A 15,373-nucleotide genomic window follows, 5' to 3' on the forward strand; every position below is an offset into this window, starting at 1 on the left:
AGGAGAGAAAATGGATAAAGAAATTATAAAACAACACAAAATTAGCGACGAGGAATATCAAGAAATTTTAAATATACTAGGCAGAGAGCCTAATTTACTAGAGCTTGGAGTAATTTCTGCTATGTGGAGCGAGCATTGCTCATATAAATCAAGCAAAAAATACCTTAATGGCTTTCCAACCAAGGCTCCTTGGGTAATCCAAGGTCCTGGTGAAAACGCTGGGGTGATAGATATAGGCAAAGGAATGGCAGCTGTATTTAAAGTAGAAAGTCACAATCACCCAAGCTTTATAGAGCCATTTGCAGGTGCAGCTACAGGTGTGGGTGGAATTTTACGTGATGTTTTTACCATGGGAGCAAGAGTTGTTGCAGGTATGAATTCTTTAAAATTTGGCAATATCCACGATGAAAAAATAGGTAAACATCAAAAATATTTAGTTAAAGGTGTGGTAAGTGGAATTTCACACTATGGTAACTGCATGGGCGTGCCTACCATAGGTGGAGAATGTGCTTTTGATGAATGTTTTAATGGAAATATCTTAGTTAATGCTTTTGCACTTGGAACTTGCAAAATCGAAGATATTTTTTATGCAAAAGCTGAAGGTGTAGGAAATCCTGTAATTTATGTAGGTTCAAAAACAGGTCGTGACGGGCTTGGTGGAGCTGTAATGGCAAGTGATAGTTTTAATGAATCTAGTAAAAGCTTAAGACCAACTGTGCAAATTGGAGATCCATTTGCTGAAAAATTATTAATGGAAGCTTGTTTAGAACTTTTCAAAACTGATTATATAGTTGGAATTCAAGATATGGGTGCAGCAGGACTTACTTCAAGCTCTTTTGAAATGGCAGGACGCAGTGGTAGCGGTATGAAACTTTACCTTGATAAAACTCCTATGAGAGAAGAAGGTATGACTCCTTATGAGTTAATGTTAAGTGAATCTCAAGAAAGAATGCTAATTTGTGCTAAAAAAGGCTATGAAGAAAAAGTTATAGAAATTTTTAATAAATGGGGGCTTGATGCGGCCATTATAGGTGAAGTTACCGATACTGGCAAAATGGAGCTATTTTGGCATGATGAATTAGTTGGCTTAATCCCTATTGAACCACTAAGTGAAAAGGCACCTATGCTTGATAGACCTGTATCTAAGCCAAAATACTTAGATGAAACAAAAAGCTATCAATTTAAACTTAACATTCCTACTCAAGAAGCATTTGAAAAACTCCTTGCAGATGAAAATGTTAGCAATAAAGCTTATATTTATGAGCAGTTTGACTCAAGCGTACAAACCAATACTTTAAAAAGTGATGGGGCTTTAGGAGCAAATAGCATTAGAATTAAAGAAAATAACTGCTTACTTTCTATGGCCATTGAGTGTAACTCAAGATTAAACTATGTAAATCCAAAAATCGGTGCAGCAGCAGCTGTTGCAAGTGCAGGAAGAAAAATAGCATGCTCAGGAGCCAGACCTTTAGCAATTAGTGATTGTTTAAATTATGGCAACCCACAAAATCCTGAGGTAATGTGGCAATTTGCACAAGGTTGTGAAGGTATTAAATTAGCTTGTAAAGAACTCAATACTCCTGTAGTAAGTGGCAATGTTTCTTTATATAATGAAACCGATGGAGTAAGTATTTTTCCAAGCCCAACTATAGCTTGCGTTGGGGTAAATGAAAAAGCAGAAAATGTTTTAAAATCATATTTTAGCAAAGATACTAGCGCTATTTATCTACTTGGAGAAAGCAAAGGTAGTTTTGGAGGATCTTTGATTGCTAAAGTGCTAGATCAAAAAGTAGCAGGAGAACTTGAAGATATTGATTTTAAAGCAGAATTAAAACTATGGGATTTCTTACTAAAAGCAAACGAAGCAAAATTACTTGATTGTGCTAATAGCATAGGTATAGGTGGTCTTGCTATTACTTTAGCTAAAATGAGTGCAAAAGCAAATTTAGGTATTGAAATAAAAACTGATTTTGAAGATAAGAGTTTTATTTTCGAAGAAAGTCCGACAAGAGTTATAGTTGGTGTTAAAGATGAAGAAAAATTTATTAAATTTGTAAATGAAATGGGGATTAAATTTACAAAACTTGGAAATTTAAATGAAAAAGATTTCATTTTAGATGATATTAAGATATCTTTAGCAAAACTACAAACAATTTATTTTGATAAATTTAATGATTATTTAGGATAAAAATGCTTTTTGTTTTACTTGTATTGGCAATTTTGGCATTTTATTGGTATTATAAAACATGGGGTAAAGATGATCTTTTAGGCTCTTTTAAAAAAGGGGCTAAAAGTTTCTCTCAAGGTTTTAAACAAGGCTATCACGAAGAAAGAATTGATGGATTTAAAAGAAGATTAAACTACTACGTCATAGCACTTTTAGCAAAAATAGCAAAAAGTGATGGCAGAGTTAGTGAAAATGAAGCTAACATGATCTCACAAATTCTTGATTATAACGCCAAAGATTCAAGAGAAAGAGAATTTTTAAAACAAAGTTTTAATGAACACAAAAACACCTTAAATGATACCTATGAAGTAGCCAAAGAACTCATCAAGGAAGTACCTTTACCTCAACAAGAAAGAATTAATATATTAAATGTTTTGGTCGCAATGGCCTTGATTGATGGAGAACTTAATAGCGCTAAAAAAGATGTATTAAAAGCCATTGTCAAAGCCTTTAATCTTGATCTAAATATACTTGAAAGACTTCTAAATTCTATGCAAACTCAAAAGGTGGGTATGAATTTGCAAAAAGCATGTGAGATTTTAGGTGTAAACGAAAATGTAAATTTACAAGAGCTTAAAAAACGCTATAGAGAACTTGCTAAAAAATATCATCCTGATATTTTAAACGCAAACAACAGCGATGAAGCAAAAATAAAAGAAGGTGTAAAAAAATTTCAAGAAGTTAATGAATCTTATGAATTTTTAAAACAATACATAGAAAGGAAAAATCAATGAAAGCACTAATTAGTGTCAGTGATAAAGAAGGAGTGGTAGAATTTGCTAGTGAGCTTGCAAAATTAGGTTTTGAGCTTTTATCTACTGGAGGCACTTATAAGCTTTTAAAAGAAAACAACCTGCAAGTACAAGAAGTTAGTGATTTTACTCAAAGTCCTGAAATGTTTGAAGGACGTGTAAAAACCTTACACCCAAAAATTCATGGTGGAATTTTATACAAAAGAGAAGATGAAAACCACCAAAAGCAAGCTAAAGAGCATAATATAGAAAGCATAGACTTACTTTGTGTGAATTTATATCCTTTCAAAAAAACTACAATTTTAACCCAAGATTTTGATGAGATTGTAGAAAATATCGATATCGGTGGTCCTGCTATGATACGCAGTGGTGCAAAAAACTTTAAAAATGTCATTGTGGTTTGCGATATTTTAGACTATGATAAAATCATACAAGCTTTAAAAGATAATACTTTAGATCTTGATTTTAGAAGAGCTTTGATGATCAAAGCTTATGAGCATACAGCAAATTATGATGCTTATATAGCAAATTATATGAATGAGCGTTTTAATGGTGGTTTTGGGGCAAGTAAATTTATTGTAGGTCAAAAAGTGTTTGATACAAGATATGGAGAAAACCCTCATCAAAAAGGCGCCTTATATGAATTTGATGACTTTTTCACACACAATTTTATAACCTTAAAAGGCGAAGCAAGTTTTAACAATCTAACTGATATCAACGCAGCTTTAAATTTAGCAAGTGCTTTTGATAAAGCTCCAGCAGTAGCCATTGTAAAACATGCAAATGCTTGTGGATTTGCCATAAAAGAAAACTTACTCCAAAGCTATATCCATGCGCTTAAATGTGATACCTTAAGTGCTTATGGCGGTGTTGTAGCTATCAATGGAACTTTAGATAAAGAATTGGCGCAAAAAATCAATGAAATTTATATAGAAGTAATCATTGCAGCAAATGTAGATGATGATGCTTTGGAAGTATTTAAAGATAAAAAACGTATTAAAATCTTTACACAAAAAGCACCATTTTTAACTAGAGCTTATGACAAATATGATTTTAAACATATAGATGGTGGTTTTGTATATCAAGATAGTGATGAAGTTAAAGAAGATGAATTAAAAAATGCAGTATTAAAAAGTGAAAGAAAAGCTAGCGAACAAGAATTAAAAGATCTTGAAATAGCTATGAAAATTGCTGCATTTACCAAATCAAATAACGTAGTTTATGTAAAAAATGGTGCTATGGTGGCTATTGGAATGGGTATGACAAGTCGTATTGATGCAGCTAAAGCAGCTATTAATAAAGCTAAGGAAATGGGACTTGATTTAAATGGTTGTGTTTTAGCAAGCGAGGCTTTCTTTCCATTTAGAGATAGCATAGATGAGGCTAGCAAAATAGGTGTAAAAGCTATTATTGAACCAGGTGGAAGCATAAGAGATGAGGATATCATCCAAGCTGCTAATGAATATGGTATTGCACTATATTTTAGTGGCGTAAGACACTTTTTACATTAACACAAGGAGTTTAAATGTTTAAAAGCATAGGTGCAAAGATATCTTTAGCAATGATTTCTACATTGCTAATTAGTTTTATTATTATGCAAATTATTTTACAAAAAGACTCTCAGCAAACGACCGATAGAATCAGCCGTGCAAATTTAGATACCTTAAGCACTTCTGTTTTTCAAACACTAAGAATGGCGATGAATTTGGGTGATCCTGCCATTATAGAACAAGCTATAAAAGAAGCAGGTGAGATAGAAGGTATAAAAGATATTAAAATTTATCCTTCCAAAAGCACCGTTGAGCTTTTTGAAATGCAAAAATACACAAAAAGTAACGAAAGTATTATCAATGAGCAATTTAACAAGCCAGAAATTAAAGCAGTTGAGATTAACAATGATCAAGGACATTATCTAAGGCTTATACGTCCATTAATTGCTAACGAGGGTTGTCTTGCTTGCCATGCAAACGCTAAAGAAGGTGATGTTTTAGGGGTTATGGATATGTATAATGACTTAAAACATATAGATGATGATTTGGCAAGCTCAGCTAGAACTTATATTATAATCTTTAGCATAGCTTTACTTTTTACTGTTTTTGCTGTGCTTTATATTTTAAAAATAGTTGTAGGTAATCCTGTTTTAGATCTTTTAAAACATGCTAAAGAGCTGGCTAGTGGCGATGGAGATTTACGCGCAAGAATTAACATAAAAAGCACTGATGAGATAGGTAAAGCTTGTACTTATATTAATCAATTTATTGAAAAAATTCAAAATGCAGTAATTTCTACTAATGAAAATTCTCAAATGGTAGATAAACAATCTAAACTTTTAAATGCTAATGCACTTGATCTAGCAAATAGAACTAAAGAAGGTCATACAAAAACTGATGAATCTTATCATTTAAGTGAGCAAATTCATACAGAGTTACAAGATCTTGCTGAACTTTCAAATAATGCAAACAAGGCAAATACAAAATCTTTTGAAGTTTTAAATACTATGCTTGATTCACTAAATCAGGTAGTAGATAAAGTAAGAGTTGTTGCAGACAATGAAGATGTGTTATCTCAAAAAGTTGAAGTTATGGAAAAACAAGCAGAAGAGATTAAAAAAGCTTCTGATATGATGGGAGAAATTGCCGATAAAACTAATCTTTTATCATTAAATGCAGGTATTGAAGCAGCACGTGCTGGAGAATTTGGTCGTGGCTTTTCAGTTATTGCTGAAGATGTAAGAAATCTTGCTCAAAACTCAGAGGAATTTTTAAAAAATATTGCTATTGTCACCAAGCAATTAGTAGATAGTATTAATGAAGTTTCCAAAGAGTTAAAACACAATGCTAAAGAAATTAATTCTTTAAATCAAGATGCAAAAGATCTTGTAGAAGGAACTAATGAAGTAAAAGTTTGCAATGAAAATGCAAGAGATTTAGCAAATGCTTGTATGCAAAAAATCTCAAGCACACAAGAAACTTTACAATCTTTGCTTGATAAAATGCAAGACACAGTAAAATTAAGTGATAAAAACGAAGAAATTTCAAAAATTTTACTTGATGTTGCTCATGAGTTAAATGTAGTTTGTCAAAATTTAGAAGATGAATTAAAACATTTTCATGTATAAGGAGAATCAAAATGAAAAAAATAATTACATTAAGTATAGCAAGCTTAGCTATTTTTAGTGGGTGTTCTGTGGCAAATTTAAGTGTTGATGATTTACAAAATAAAGAATTTACCATAAGTTCTTATGAAGCAAATGGAAAAAGTTATGAACTTCCTCAAAATTCTAAAGCAAGTATTAGTTTTGATAATAAAGATAAAAGAGTTTTTGGTGTTTCAGGATGTAATAGATTTTTTGGAAACTATAAAGATCAAGGAAATAGCATTAAAATAGAAGATAATCTTGCTTCAACAAAAATGCTTTGCGATCAAGAATCTATGAAATTTGAAGATAATTTCTTAAGAAATTTCAACGGAGATTTTCAAATTATTAGCGACGATGATGGGATTATTTTGGAAAATAAAAAAATGAAAGTATATTTAAAATAAGCCTTAAGGCTTATTTTAAATGCTCTAATATATCCTCGCAAACCTTTCTAGGTTCTTTTGCTTTATAAATAGGTCTTCCAACTACGATAAAATCTGACAAATTATCCTTAGCACACTCTATATCAGCCACTCTTTTTTGATCGTCTGAATTTTCTTTAAATGGACGAATTCCAGGGGTTAATGTGATAAATTTTGAATTAGTGTTTTCTTTTATCAACAAACTTTCATATACCGAACAAACCATACCATCAAGACCACTTTCATAGCTAATTTTAGAAAAATCCTTAACAGCTTGTTTGATATCTTGTTTATATACACTAAAAAATTCTTGCTCATCAAAACTAGTTAAAGCAGATACAGCAAGCACCAAAGGTCTTTTGCTTAAAGCATTTAAACACTCCATAATCATACACATAGCACTTTTACCTGCACTTGCATGAATATTAAACATATCTACATCAAGCTTAGCAAGCTCTTCACAAGCATCTGCCATAGTATTTGGTATATCATAAAGTTTTAGATCTAAAAAGATTTTAAAATCATCCACTTTTTTAATCGCCTCTAAAAGCTTTACCCCGTCTCTTAAATACGATCTAAGCCCTATTTTAACCCAAAGGTCTAAGCCTTTTAATTCTTTGGCTAAATTTATACATTCATCATAGCTTGCCACATCAAAAGCCACACAAAGTTTCATTGCGCTTCCTTGTTGATTTTATCTAGTACTCCATTGATAAATTTAGGAGCATTATCCCCTGCCATTTCTTTAGCAAGCTCTATAGCCTCATTGATGATAATCGCTTTTTGCGTAGAAGTAAATAAAATCTCATAAGCACCCAAACGCAAAATGGCCTTTTCTATACTAGCCACTCCATCTAACTTATGCTCTTTCAAACACTCATTAATTTTCTCATCAAGCAAAGTAAGTTGCTCATTAATGCCATTATATAAATCTAGAGTGAATTTTCTTTGATCATTGCGAATTTTTTTCTCATCTAAAAATTCATTGATAAAATCTTTATTTTCTTGATTTAACTGTGCTGCATAAAGCAAAGAAACTATACTTTGTCTTACTTGGTGTCTAGTAGCCATTTTAAGCCTTAATTTTTTGGATTAAATTAAGCATTTCAACTACAGTAAGCATAGCTTCAAAACCTTTATTACCTGCTTTGCTACCTGCTCTTTCTATAGCTTGCTCTAAAGTATCAGTTGTTAAAACTCCAAAGCTTACAGGCATATTAGCTCCAAGCCCTACACTTGCTATACCTTTAGTAGTTTCAGCTGCCACATAATCAAAATGTGGCGTACTTCCACGAATTACCGCTCCAACACAACAAATTCCATCAAATTTTTTACTCTCACAAGCTTGTTTTAATGCAAAAGGAATTTCAAAAGCACCTGGAACTAAAATAAGACTTAAGTTTTCTTCCTTGCCCCCATGTCTTAAAAAAGCATCTTTAGCACCTTCAACTAAACGATCTGTGATAATGTGATTAAATCTTGCATTGATAATTGCAATTTTCTCATCACCTTTTAAACTTAAATTTCCTTCTATTATATTCATATTTTTCCTTTTTAAATGATTTCTTGAATTTTTAAAAGCGTATTTACGCAGTTTTTAAGTCTTGAAAGATCAAGCATATTTGGTCCATCGCATAAAGCCTTACAAGGATCAATGTGCGTTTCAAAGAAAAATCCATCCACACCCACACTAGCAGCAGCTCTTGCTAAAGGTTCTACAAATTCACTTTTGCCTCCACTACTTCCACCATTTGCTCCTGGCATTTGCACACTATGAGTAGCATCAAAAACAACCGGAGCATATTTTCTCATGATAACCAAACTTCTCATATCTACAACCAAATTTCCATAGCCAAAACTCGAACCTCTCTCAGCTACAAAAACACCATTTTCTTTGGCTATTTCAAAACCTTCTTCGTTAATGCCTCTAGTTTGTAAAATTTTAGCTACGCTGTATTTAATATCTTCAGGATTTAAAAATTGCCCTTTTTTTACATTTACCTTAGCCTTTGTTTTAGCAGCAGCTACTAATAAATCAGTTTGCCTACATAAAAAGGCAGGAATTTGTAAAACATCTACAACTTCAGCCGCAATACTTGCTTGAGAACTCTCATGAATATCAGTAAGAATTTGCATACCAAATTTATCTTTAACTTTTTGCAAAATTTCCAAGCCCTTTTCAATACCTGGCCCTCTAAAACTATTAATACTAGTTCTATTTGCTTTATCAAAGCTTGATTTAAAATAAAAATCAATTCTATCATCTTTTAAAAAGCATTCAAGCTCTTGTGCAACTTTAAAAACAAGTTCTTCATTTTCTATCACACAAGGCCCTGCTATTAGTATCATTTTTTTCATCATTTTTCCTTGTTTTTTATTATTTTACTTTATTTTTATTATTTTCTTCAAGAGGGAAAACAAAATTTAAAATAATAGCTGTAATCCCACCTGCTGCAATCCCTGAAGAAAATAAAGTTTTAAACCACATTGGCATAAATTCTAAAATATCAGGATTATTAGAAACTCCAAGCCCTATACCCAAACTCATAGCTATAATGATAATAGAACGACGGTTTAAATTTTCTTTAGAAATAATCCTAACTCCTGTTGCAGCTATAGTGCCAAACATTACTAAAGTTGCTCCACCTAAAATAGGCTCTGGAATTTGTAAAGTAATATCAGCCACAATAGGAAATAAACCTAAAATCATCAACATAAAAGCTACAATAAATCCAACATAGCGACTTGCAACACCTGTTAGGGCTATGACACCATTGTTTTGCCCAAAACATGAGTTTGGAAAAGTATTAAAAAAGGCTGAAACAAAAGAATTAAAACCATTTGCTAGAACCCCGCCTTTTAATCTTTTTGCATAAAGTTCACCTTTGACCGGCTGATTTGAAACTTCACTAGTAGCACTAATATCACCAATTGTTTCTAAAGAAGTTACCATAAAAACTAAAATCAAAGGTAAAATGAGATTATAATCAACACTCAAACCATAATGCAAAGGATCGGGTAAAAACACTAAAGGCAAATTTTCATTAAAATTAAAGCTAAAATTTTCAAAAGTCATAGCTACCCAAAGCCCTATTATCATAGCTATAAATAAAGAAGAAATTCTTATATAGGCATTATTAAAACGATTTAAAACAATAATACTTAAAATCACAACTCCGGTTAATAATAAATTTTGCAAAGAACCAAACTCACCACTTGCTTTAGCCGCAAATCCACCCCCTGCACTCACAAGGCCAACATTAATCAAACTAAGACCTATAATCATCACTACTATACCAGAAACCAAAGGCGAAATCACTCTTCTTACAAAAGGTAAAATTTGTGAAATAATCATTTCGGTAGTAGAACAAAGCATTAAAGTACCAAAAATAGCTCCAAGCATTGCTTCTTGTGATAAACCATTATTTTTTAAAACAAGCCCACCTAAAATAATAGGCGCAACAAAGTTAAAACTAGTCCCTTGAATAGATAAAAGCCCACTCCCTATAGGACCCCAAGTTTTAATCTGCAAAAGCGAAGCAACACCTGAAGCAAAAAGCGACATACAAATAATTCTTGCTGTATTAGTATCATCTATTCCAAGACCTTTGCAAATTAATAAAGCAGGTGTAATCACAGCCACAAACATAGCCATCAAATGCACTAATGCAGCAAAAAATGCTTTAGCAAAAGGTGGTTTATCTTCTAAACCATAAATTAAATCTGTTTTATTTTCCATTTTTCTTTCCTTTTGTTTGCTTACTAACCAAAATAATTCCTCCTAAAATAATGCTAAAAATTCCTATAAAAACCATAAAACTAGGAAATTCATCTCCTAATAATATACCTAAAAACAAAGTAAAAACTACATCTATATAACTAACTCCTGCAACAACCCCTGCCTTTTTTGCTACTCCATAAGCTTTAGTAACATGAATTTGATACATTGCTCCAAAAATTCCCATCAAAACAATAAAAATCCAAGCTTTAAGACTAGGCATAACAAAAGGAGCAATTAAAAAATCAAGCTCTTTTATTTCATAAAAAGAACCTATAATCATAGACATTAAAGGCATCAAAGTGCCAATTAAAACAAAAGATAAAGCTATAAAAGGCGCTGGGTATGATTTTCTAAGTTCTCTTACACTAGTTAGCGCTAAAGCTGCACAAAAACCACTTAAAATTCCCAAAATACTATTTTTTAAATCAAAACCTGAATGCGTAGTACTATCTGCAAAAGGTTGACAAATTAATAACACTCCTATAAAAGCAATCAAAATCCCAAAACAAGCTTTTAATCCTAAACTTTCTTTAAAAAATAAAAAAGCGATCAAAGCTATAAAAATAGGTGCTGTTTTTTGAAAAGCAAAAGCACCACCTAATGAAATATTAGAAACATTATAAAAGAAAAGATATAAAGCGATTGTCCCTATAACACCTCTAAAAATCAGCAAACCCAAATGCCCACCACTTTTATGAAAATTTAATTTTGAAAGCGCATAAAGCATAAAAGCTGTGCCTATGATATTTCTAAAAAACATAATTTCGATCGATGATAATTCTTCACTAAGAATTTTTGCACAAGCACCTACAAATGCAAATTCTATGGAAGCAATAATCATAAAATATATACCTAAATTCTTTTTAACTATTCTTAACATATAAATTCCATATAAAAATTCCCGTTATTTTAGTCTTTTTTGCTTAATTTTAAGGCAATTTTTATATAATCACAAATAAAAATTTAAAAAATGAGTATTAATGCAAAGTATTATTTTAATAGGAAAACCAAATGTTGGCAAATCAAGTCTTTTTAATAGACTTGCAAGAAAACGTATAGCTATCACCAGTGACATAAGTGGGACTACAAGAGATACAAACAAAATAGAGGTAGAAATTGATGGCAAAAAAGCCCTATTAATAGATAGTGGCGGACTTGATGAGAGCAATGAGCTTTTTAAAAATGTCAAAGCAAATTCGCTTAAAGCTGCTAAAAATAGTGATATTATCTTTTATATGGTGGATGGTAAATTTTTACCTGATGATGAAGATAAAGCATTTTTTTATGAAATGAAAAAACTCAATAAACCCATAGCTTTAGTAATCAATAAAGTCGATAACAAAAAAGATGAAGAAAGATCTTGGGAATTTTCTAATTTTGGCGTGAAAGAAGTTTTTAACATCTCGGTTACACATAATATAGGCATTGATGAGCTTTGCATGTGGGCTGGTAAGTTTTTAAATGAAAGTTATTTAAATGCAGATGAAGAAGAAGACTTTGAAAGTTATTTAGAAAATTTTGATGAAAATAGCGGAGATTTTAAACTAAAAACCATCAATGAAAACCATATTAAAGTAGGAATTATCGGCAGGGTAAATGTAGGAAAATCAAGTCTTTTAAATGCTTTAGTAAAAGAAGAACGTAGCGTGGTAAGCGATATAGCAGGCACTACGATTGATCCTGTTAATGAAAGCATTATACATAAAGATAAAATCATTGAGTTTGTAGATACTGCAGGGATTAGAAAACGTGGGAAAATACAAGGCTTGGAACGTTATGCGCTAAATAGAACCGAATATGCCCTAGCTAATGCTCAAATTGCACTTTTAGTACTTGATGCAGCTGAGGGTTTTAATGAACTTGATGAGCGTATTGCAGGACTTGCTGCTAAACATTGTTTAGGTGTGATCATCGTGCTTAATAAATGGGATAAAAGCGAACTTGATTTTGATAAAACTTTAAAAGAATTAAAACTAGATCGTTTTAAATTTCTAGCTTATGCACCCATTGTAAGCGTATCAGCTTTAAGCGGAAAAAGAGTACATGTGCTTTTAGATAAAATCTTAGAAGTTTTTGCCAATTTCACGCAAAAAATTCCAACTGCAAAATTAAATGCTTTAGTAGAAGAAGCCACAAGAGCTCATCCACTACCACATGATTATGGTAAATTAGTAAAAATTTATTATGCAGTTCAATATGACTTAGCACCTCCAAAAATAGCTCTAATTATGAATAGACCAAAAGCTTTACATTTTAGCTATAAGCGCTATTTGCAAAATCAAATTAGAAAACAATTTAATTTTGAAGGTGTTCCTTTGATTTTAGCTTCAAGAAAAAAAGGTAGCAAAGATGAGCAAGAAGGATAATCTCCTTTTTGTAGGCTTTATGGGCTGTGGTAAAACAACCATAGCAAGAGCTTATGCTAAAAAATATGATAAAATCTTTTTAGATACAGATAGTTTGATCAAAGAAAAATATAATCTTGAAATTGGTGAAATTTTTAAAACATATGGAGAGAAAAAATTCCGTAAAGAAGAGCAAAAAATAGCTTTATTTTTACATTGTTTGCAAAATTGCTCCATTGCAAGTGGCGGTGGTTTTATAGAGCAAAAAAAATTAAAAAATATTGGTATTATTGTTTATTTAAAAGCAAGTTTTGATTATCTTTTACAAAGATTAAGCAAAGAAGAATTAACCACTAGACCTTTATTTGCAAATACAAATAATGCCAAAATTCTTTTTGATCAAAGAGCAAAAAAATACGAAAAAAAGGCAAATATTATTATAGATATTGAAAATAAAAGCGTTAATGAGATTATTAAAGAAATTAAAAAAGAGGTAAAATGAGAGTTATTACGGGACTACAGCCAAGCGGGGATTTACATATAGGAAATTATTTTGGCTCTATAAGACAAATGCTAAATATGCAAGAAGAAAATCAAATGTATATGTTTATAGCAAATTATCATGCTATGACTTCAAGTTTTGATGGAGAAAAACTCAGACAAAATTCGCTCAAAGCTGCGGCAGCTTTTTTAAGCTTAGGGATTGATCCACAAAAAAGCGTATTTTGGCTACAAAGTGATGTAAAAGAAGTAATGGAGCTTTATTGGATTCTTTCTCAATTTACCCCAATGGGGCTTTTAGAAAGAGCACATAGCTATAAAGATAAAATTGCCAAAGGTTTAAATGCCAACCATGGACTTTTTTCTTACCCTGTTTTAATGGCTGCAGATATTTTACTTTTTAATGCTCAAGTAGTTCCTGTAGGTAAAGATCAAATTCAACACGTTGAAATAGCAAGAGATATAGCCTTAAAAGTAAATAATGAATGGGGCGAAATTTTTACTCTACCTCAAGCTAAAGTTAATGATGAAGTTGCCGTAGTACCTGGTACTGATGGAGCTAAAATGAGCAAGTCCTATCAAAATACAATTGATATTTTCAATACACCAAAAGCTATTAAAAAACAAATTTCTTCCATTGTCACAGATAGCACAGCTTTAGAAGATCCAAAAGATTGGCAAAATTGCAATATATTTAAAATCGCAAAATTGTTTTTAGACAATACAGAACAAGAAGCTTTAAAAAGCCGTTATGAAAAAGGTGGCGAAGGCTATGGGCATTTTAAAATGTATTTAAATGAAATCGTTAGTGAGTATTTTGCCTTGGCTAAGGAAGAATATGAAAAATTATTAGCTAATCCTTCTAAAATCGAAGAGATTTTAAAATTTGGAGCAAACAAAGCAAAAAAACAAGCCCAAGAAACAATGGAAAAAATTTATGCTAAAATAGGACTATAAAAGGAGTTAGAATGTTAGATTTAAAACTTTTGCAAAATAATTTTGATGAAATTGCACAAAAACTAAAAGCTAAAAAAGTGGATGAAAATTTACTTAAAGAACTGAGTGATTTATTTATAAATTTAAAAAAAGAAAAAGCACTTTTAGAAGAATTTCAAGCTTTTCAAAACAAATTTAGCAAAGAACTTGCAACAGCGCAAGATAAAGAAAGTTTAAAAGCACAACTAAGTCAAAATAAAGAAAAAATTAATACTCAATCAAAAATCGTTAATGAATTAGAAGAAAAACTAGAACAAATTGCTCTAGCAATACCAAACACCCCTGATGATTGTGTGCCTTTTGGAGAAGATGAGGATGAGAATGTAGAATTAAAAAAAGTTCTAACTCCACCTAGTTTTGATTTTGAAATCAAAGAACATCATGATTTAGGAGAAAAATTAAATTGGCTTGATTTTACAAGAGGAGTTAAAATCTCGCAAAGTCGCTTTTGTGTGCTTAAAAACGAAGGAGCTTTACTAAGTAGAGCTTTAGTAAATTATATGATAGATTTTAATAGAAGCAGAGGTTTTGAGTTAGTTAATGTACCATTTTTAGTAAATAGTGCGACCATGTATGGTACCGGACAACTTCCTAAATTTAAAGATGATATGTATAAGGTAGAAAATGATGATTTATACCTCATCTCAACTTCTGAAATTCCTGTAACTAATCTTTATTCTAATGAAATTTTATCTCAAGAAGAATTACCTTTAAAAATGACTTGCTATAGTGCTTGTTTTAGACAAGAAGCAGGAAGTGCAGGTAGAGACACAAGAGGTATTATAAGACAACATCAATTTGAAAAAGTAGAGCTTGTTAGCATATGCAAGCCTGATCAAAGCGAGCTAATGTTTGAAGAAATGCTAAATTGTGCTAGTGATTTACTAAGTTCTTTAGGTCTAGCACATAGACATTTGATGCTTTGTACTGGAGATTTAGGTTTTTCAGCTGCAAAAACAGTGGATTTAGAAGTTTGGCTTCCATCGCAAAATAAATACCGTGAAATTAGCTCTGTATCTAATTGTAAAGATTTTCAAGCAAGACGTGCAAAAATTCGCTTTAAAAATAATAAAGGCAAAAACGAATTAGTACATACACTTAATGGCTCTTCATTAGCTGTTGGTAGAACCTTAGTAGCTATTATGGAAAATTATCAAGAAAAAGATGGAAATATAAGAATTCCTGATGTATTAAGAAAATACTTTTAAGA

The 15,373-nt window shown here is 31.4% G+C and carries 15 protein-coding genes; 9 read left to right on the plus strand and 6 right to left on the minus strand.

Annotation, left to right across the window (positions count from 1 at the left end; all coding sequences use genetic code 11):
- Positions 1-10 precede the first annotated feature (10 nt).
- From purL to CAMP18497_RS03625, 5 genes are read left to right on the plus strand one after another with little or no spacing between them, the layout of a single operon-like run.
- Positions 11-2,188 (plus strand): phosphoribosylformylglycinamidine synthase subunit PurL, encoded by a 2,178-nt coding sequence (gene purL, locus CAMP18497_RS03605; RefSeq protein ID WP_337212493.1) that lies wholly within the window; start codon positions 11-13, stop codon positions 2,186-2,188.
- Between the two features lie 2 nt (positions 2,189-2,190).
- Positions 2,191-2,961, plus strand: coding sequence for a DnaJ domain-containing protein (locus CAMP18497_RS03610; protein ID WP_337212494.1), 771 nt, complete (start codon positions 2,191-2,193; stop codon positions 2,959-2,961).
- Complete coding sequence (gene purH, locus CAMP18497_RS03615) at positions 2,958-4,490, plus strand: bifunctional phosphoribosylaminoimidazolecarboxamide formyltransferase/IMP cyclohydrolase (protein WP_337212495.1); 1,533 nt, start codon at positions 2,958-2,960, stop codon at positions 4,488-4,490. Before CAMP18497_RS03610 ends, purH begins: the two co-directional genes overlap by 4 nt.
- 14 nt (positions 4,491-4,504) lie before the next feature.
- Positions 4,505-6,097 (plus strand): methyl-accepting chemotaxis protein, encoded by a 1,593-nt coding sequence (locus CAMP18497_RS03620; RefSeq protein WP_263677631.1) that lies wholly within the window; start codon positions 4,505-4,507, stop codon positions 6,095-6,097.
- 11 nt (positions 6,098-6,108) lie between these two features.
- Complete coding sequence (locus tag CAMP18497_RS03625) at positions 6,109-6,522, plus strand: META domain-containing protein (RefSeq protein ID WP_263677630.1); 414 nt, start codon at positions 6,109-6,111, stop codon at positions 6,520-6,522.
- 10 nt (positions 6,523-6,532) lie between these two features.
- Here CAMP18497_RS03625 and pyrF read toward each other — a convergent pair whose 3' ends face one another.
- Genes pyrF through CAMP18497_RS03655 form a run of 6 tightly spaced genes read right to left on the minus strand, consistent with a single transcriptional unit; the run spans position 6,533 to position 11,201 of the window.
- Positions 6,533-7,216 (minus strand): orotidine-5'-phosphate decarboxylase, encoded by a 684-nt coding sequence (pyrF, locus tag CAMP18497_RS03630; RefSeq protein WP_337212496.1) that lies wholly within the window; start codon positions 7,214-7,216, stop codon positions 6,533-6,535.
- The gene (nusB, locus tag CAMP18497_RS03635) at positions 7,213-7,611 is read right to left on the minus strand and encodes a transcription antitermination factor NusB (RefSeq protein WP_257397005.1); all 399 of its coding nucleotides are present in this window, start codon (positions 7,609-7,611) and stop codon (positions 7,213-7,215) included. The genes pyrF and nusB overlap by 4 nt, the downstream gene beginning before the upstream one ends.
- Position 7,612: 1 nt before the next feature.
- Positions 7,613-8,083, minus strand: coding sequence for a 6,7-dimethyl-8-ribityllumazine synthase (gene ribH, locus CAMP18497_RS03640; RefSeq protein ID WP_257938136.1), 471 nt, complete (start codon positions 8,081-8,083; stop codon positions 7,613-7,615).
- A gap of 11 nt (positions 8,084-8,094) precedes the next feature.
- Positions 8,095-8,898, minus strand: coding sequence for a 3-deoxy-8-phosphooctulonate synthase (kdsA, locus tag CAMP18497_RS03645; protein ID WP_240386734.1), 804 nt, complete (start codon positions 8,896-8,898; stop codon positions 8,095-8,097).
- A 19-nt stretch (positions 8,899-8,917) separates the two neighbouring features.
- Positions 8,918-10,279, minus strand: a complete 1,362-nt coding sequence (locus tag CAMP18497_RS03650) for a uracil-xanthine permease family protein (RefSeq protein ID WP_337212497.1) — start codon at positions 10,277-10,279, stop codon at positions 8,918-8,920.
- Complete coding sequence (locus CAMP18497_RS03655) at positions 10,269-11,201, minus strand: DMT family transporter (protein WP_337212498.1); 933 nt, start codon at positions 11,199-11,201, stop codon at positions 10,269-10,271. Before CAMP18497_RS03655 ends, CAMP18497_RS03650 begins: the two co-directional genes overlap by 11 nt.
- 100 nt (positions 11,202-11,301) lie before the next feature.
- Here CAMP18497_RS03655 and der point away from each other — a divergent pair, with 100 nt between their 5' ends.
- The 4 genes from der to serS are packed head-to-tail and all read left to right on the plus strand — an operon-like array spanning position 11,302 to position 15,371.
- Positions 11,302-12,687, plus strand: coding sequence for a ribosome biogenesis GTPase Der (gene der, locus CAMP18497_RS03660; protein WP_337212499.1), 1,386 nt, complete (start codon positions 11,302-11,304; stop codon positions 12,685-12,687).
- Positions 12,671-13,168: a shikimate kinase gene (locus CAMP18497_RS03665; RefSeq protein WP_263675203.1), complete on the plus strand. Its 498-nt coding sequence runs from the start codon at positions 12,671-12,673 to the stop codon at positions 13,166-13,168. The genes der and CAMP18497_RS03665 overlap by 17 nt, the downstream gene beginning before the upstream one ends.
- The gene (gene trpS, locus CAMP18497_RS03670; protein WP_337212500.1) at positions 13,165-14,124 is read left to right on the plus strand and encodes a tryptophan--tRNA ligase; all 960 of its coding nucleotides are present in this window, start codon (positions 13,165-13,167) and stop codon (positions 14,122-14,124) included. The genes CAMP18497_RS03665 and trpS overlap by 4 nt, the downstream gene beginning before the upstream one ends.
- An 11-nt stretch (positions 14,125-14,135) precedes the next feature.
- Positions 14,136-15,371, plus strand: a complete 1,236-nt coding sequence (gene serS, locus CAMP18497_RS03675; protein WP_337212501.1) for a serine--tRNA ligase — start codon at positions 14,136-14,138, stop codon at positions 15,369-15,371.
- Positions 15,372-15,373 lie beyond the last annotated feature (2 nt).

Origin of the sequence: Campylobacter sp. W0066.1 (genome assembly GCF_024723635.1) — a bacterium.
GTDB lineage: Bacteria > Campylobacterota > Campylobacteria > Campylobacterales > Campylobacteraceae > Campylobacter_D > Campylobacter_D lari_C.

Bases quoted from the DNA above. Each gene is read 5' to 3' on its own strand.
- purL (WP_337212493.1), top strand. From the start codon at position 11: ATGGATAAAGAAATTATAAAACAACACAAAATTAGCGACGAGGAATAT.
- CAMP18497_RS03610 (WP_337212494.1), top strand. From the start codon at position 2,191: ATGCTTTTTGTTTTACTTGTATTGGCAATTTTGGCATTTTATTGGTAT.
- purH (WP_337212495.1), top strand. From the start codon at position 2,958: ATGAAAGCACTAATTAGTGTCAGTGATAAAGAAGGAGTGGTAGAATTT.
- CAMP18497_RS03620 (WP_263677631.1), top strand. From the start codon at position 4,505: ATGTTTAAAAGCATAGGTGCAAAGATATCTTTAGCAATGATTTCTACA.
- CAMP18497_RS03625 (WP_263677630.1), top strand. From the start codon at position 6,109: ATGAAAAAAATAATTACATTAAGTATAGCAAGCTTAGCTATTTTTAGT.
- pyrF (WP_337212496.1), bottom strand. From the start codon at position 7,216: ATGAAACTTTGTGTGGCTTTTGATGTGGCAAGCTATGATGAATGTATA.
- nusB (WP_257397005.1), bottom strand. From the start codon at position 7,611: ATGGCTACTAGACACCAAGTAAGACAAAGTATAGTTTCTTTGCTTTAT.
- ribH (WP_257938136.1), bottom strand. From the start codon at position 8,083: ATGAATATAATAGAAGGAAATTTAAGTTTAAAAGGTGATGAGAAAATT.
- kdsA (WP_240386734.1), bottom strand. From the start codon at position 8,898: ATGAAAAAAATGATACTAATAGCAGGGCCTTGTGTGATAGAAAATGAA.
- CAMP18497_RS03650 (WP_337212497.1), bottom strand. From the start codon at position 10,279: ATGGAAAATAAAACAGATTTAATTTATGGTTTAGAAGATAAACCACCT.
- CAMP18497_RS03655 (WP_337212498.1), bottom strand. From the start codon at position 11,201: ATGTTAAGAATAGTTAAAAAGAATTTAGGTATATATTTTATGATTATT.
- der (WP_337212499.1), top strand. From the start codon at position 11,302: ATGCAAAGTATTATTTTAATAGGAAAACCAAATGTTGGCAAATCAAGT.
- CAMP18497_RS03665 (WP_263675203.1), top strand. From the start codon at position 12,671: ATGAGCAAGAAGGATAATCTCCTTTTTGTAGGCTTTATGGGCTGTGGT.
- trpS (WP_337212500.1), top strand. From the start codon at position 13,165: ATGAGAGTTATTACGGGACTACAGCCAAGCGGGGATTTACATATAGGA.
- serS (WP_337212501.1), top strand. From the start codon at position 14,136: ATGTTAGATTTAAAACTTTTGCAAAATAATTTTGATGAAATTGCACAA.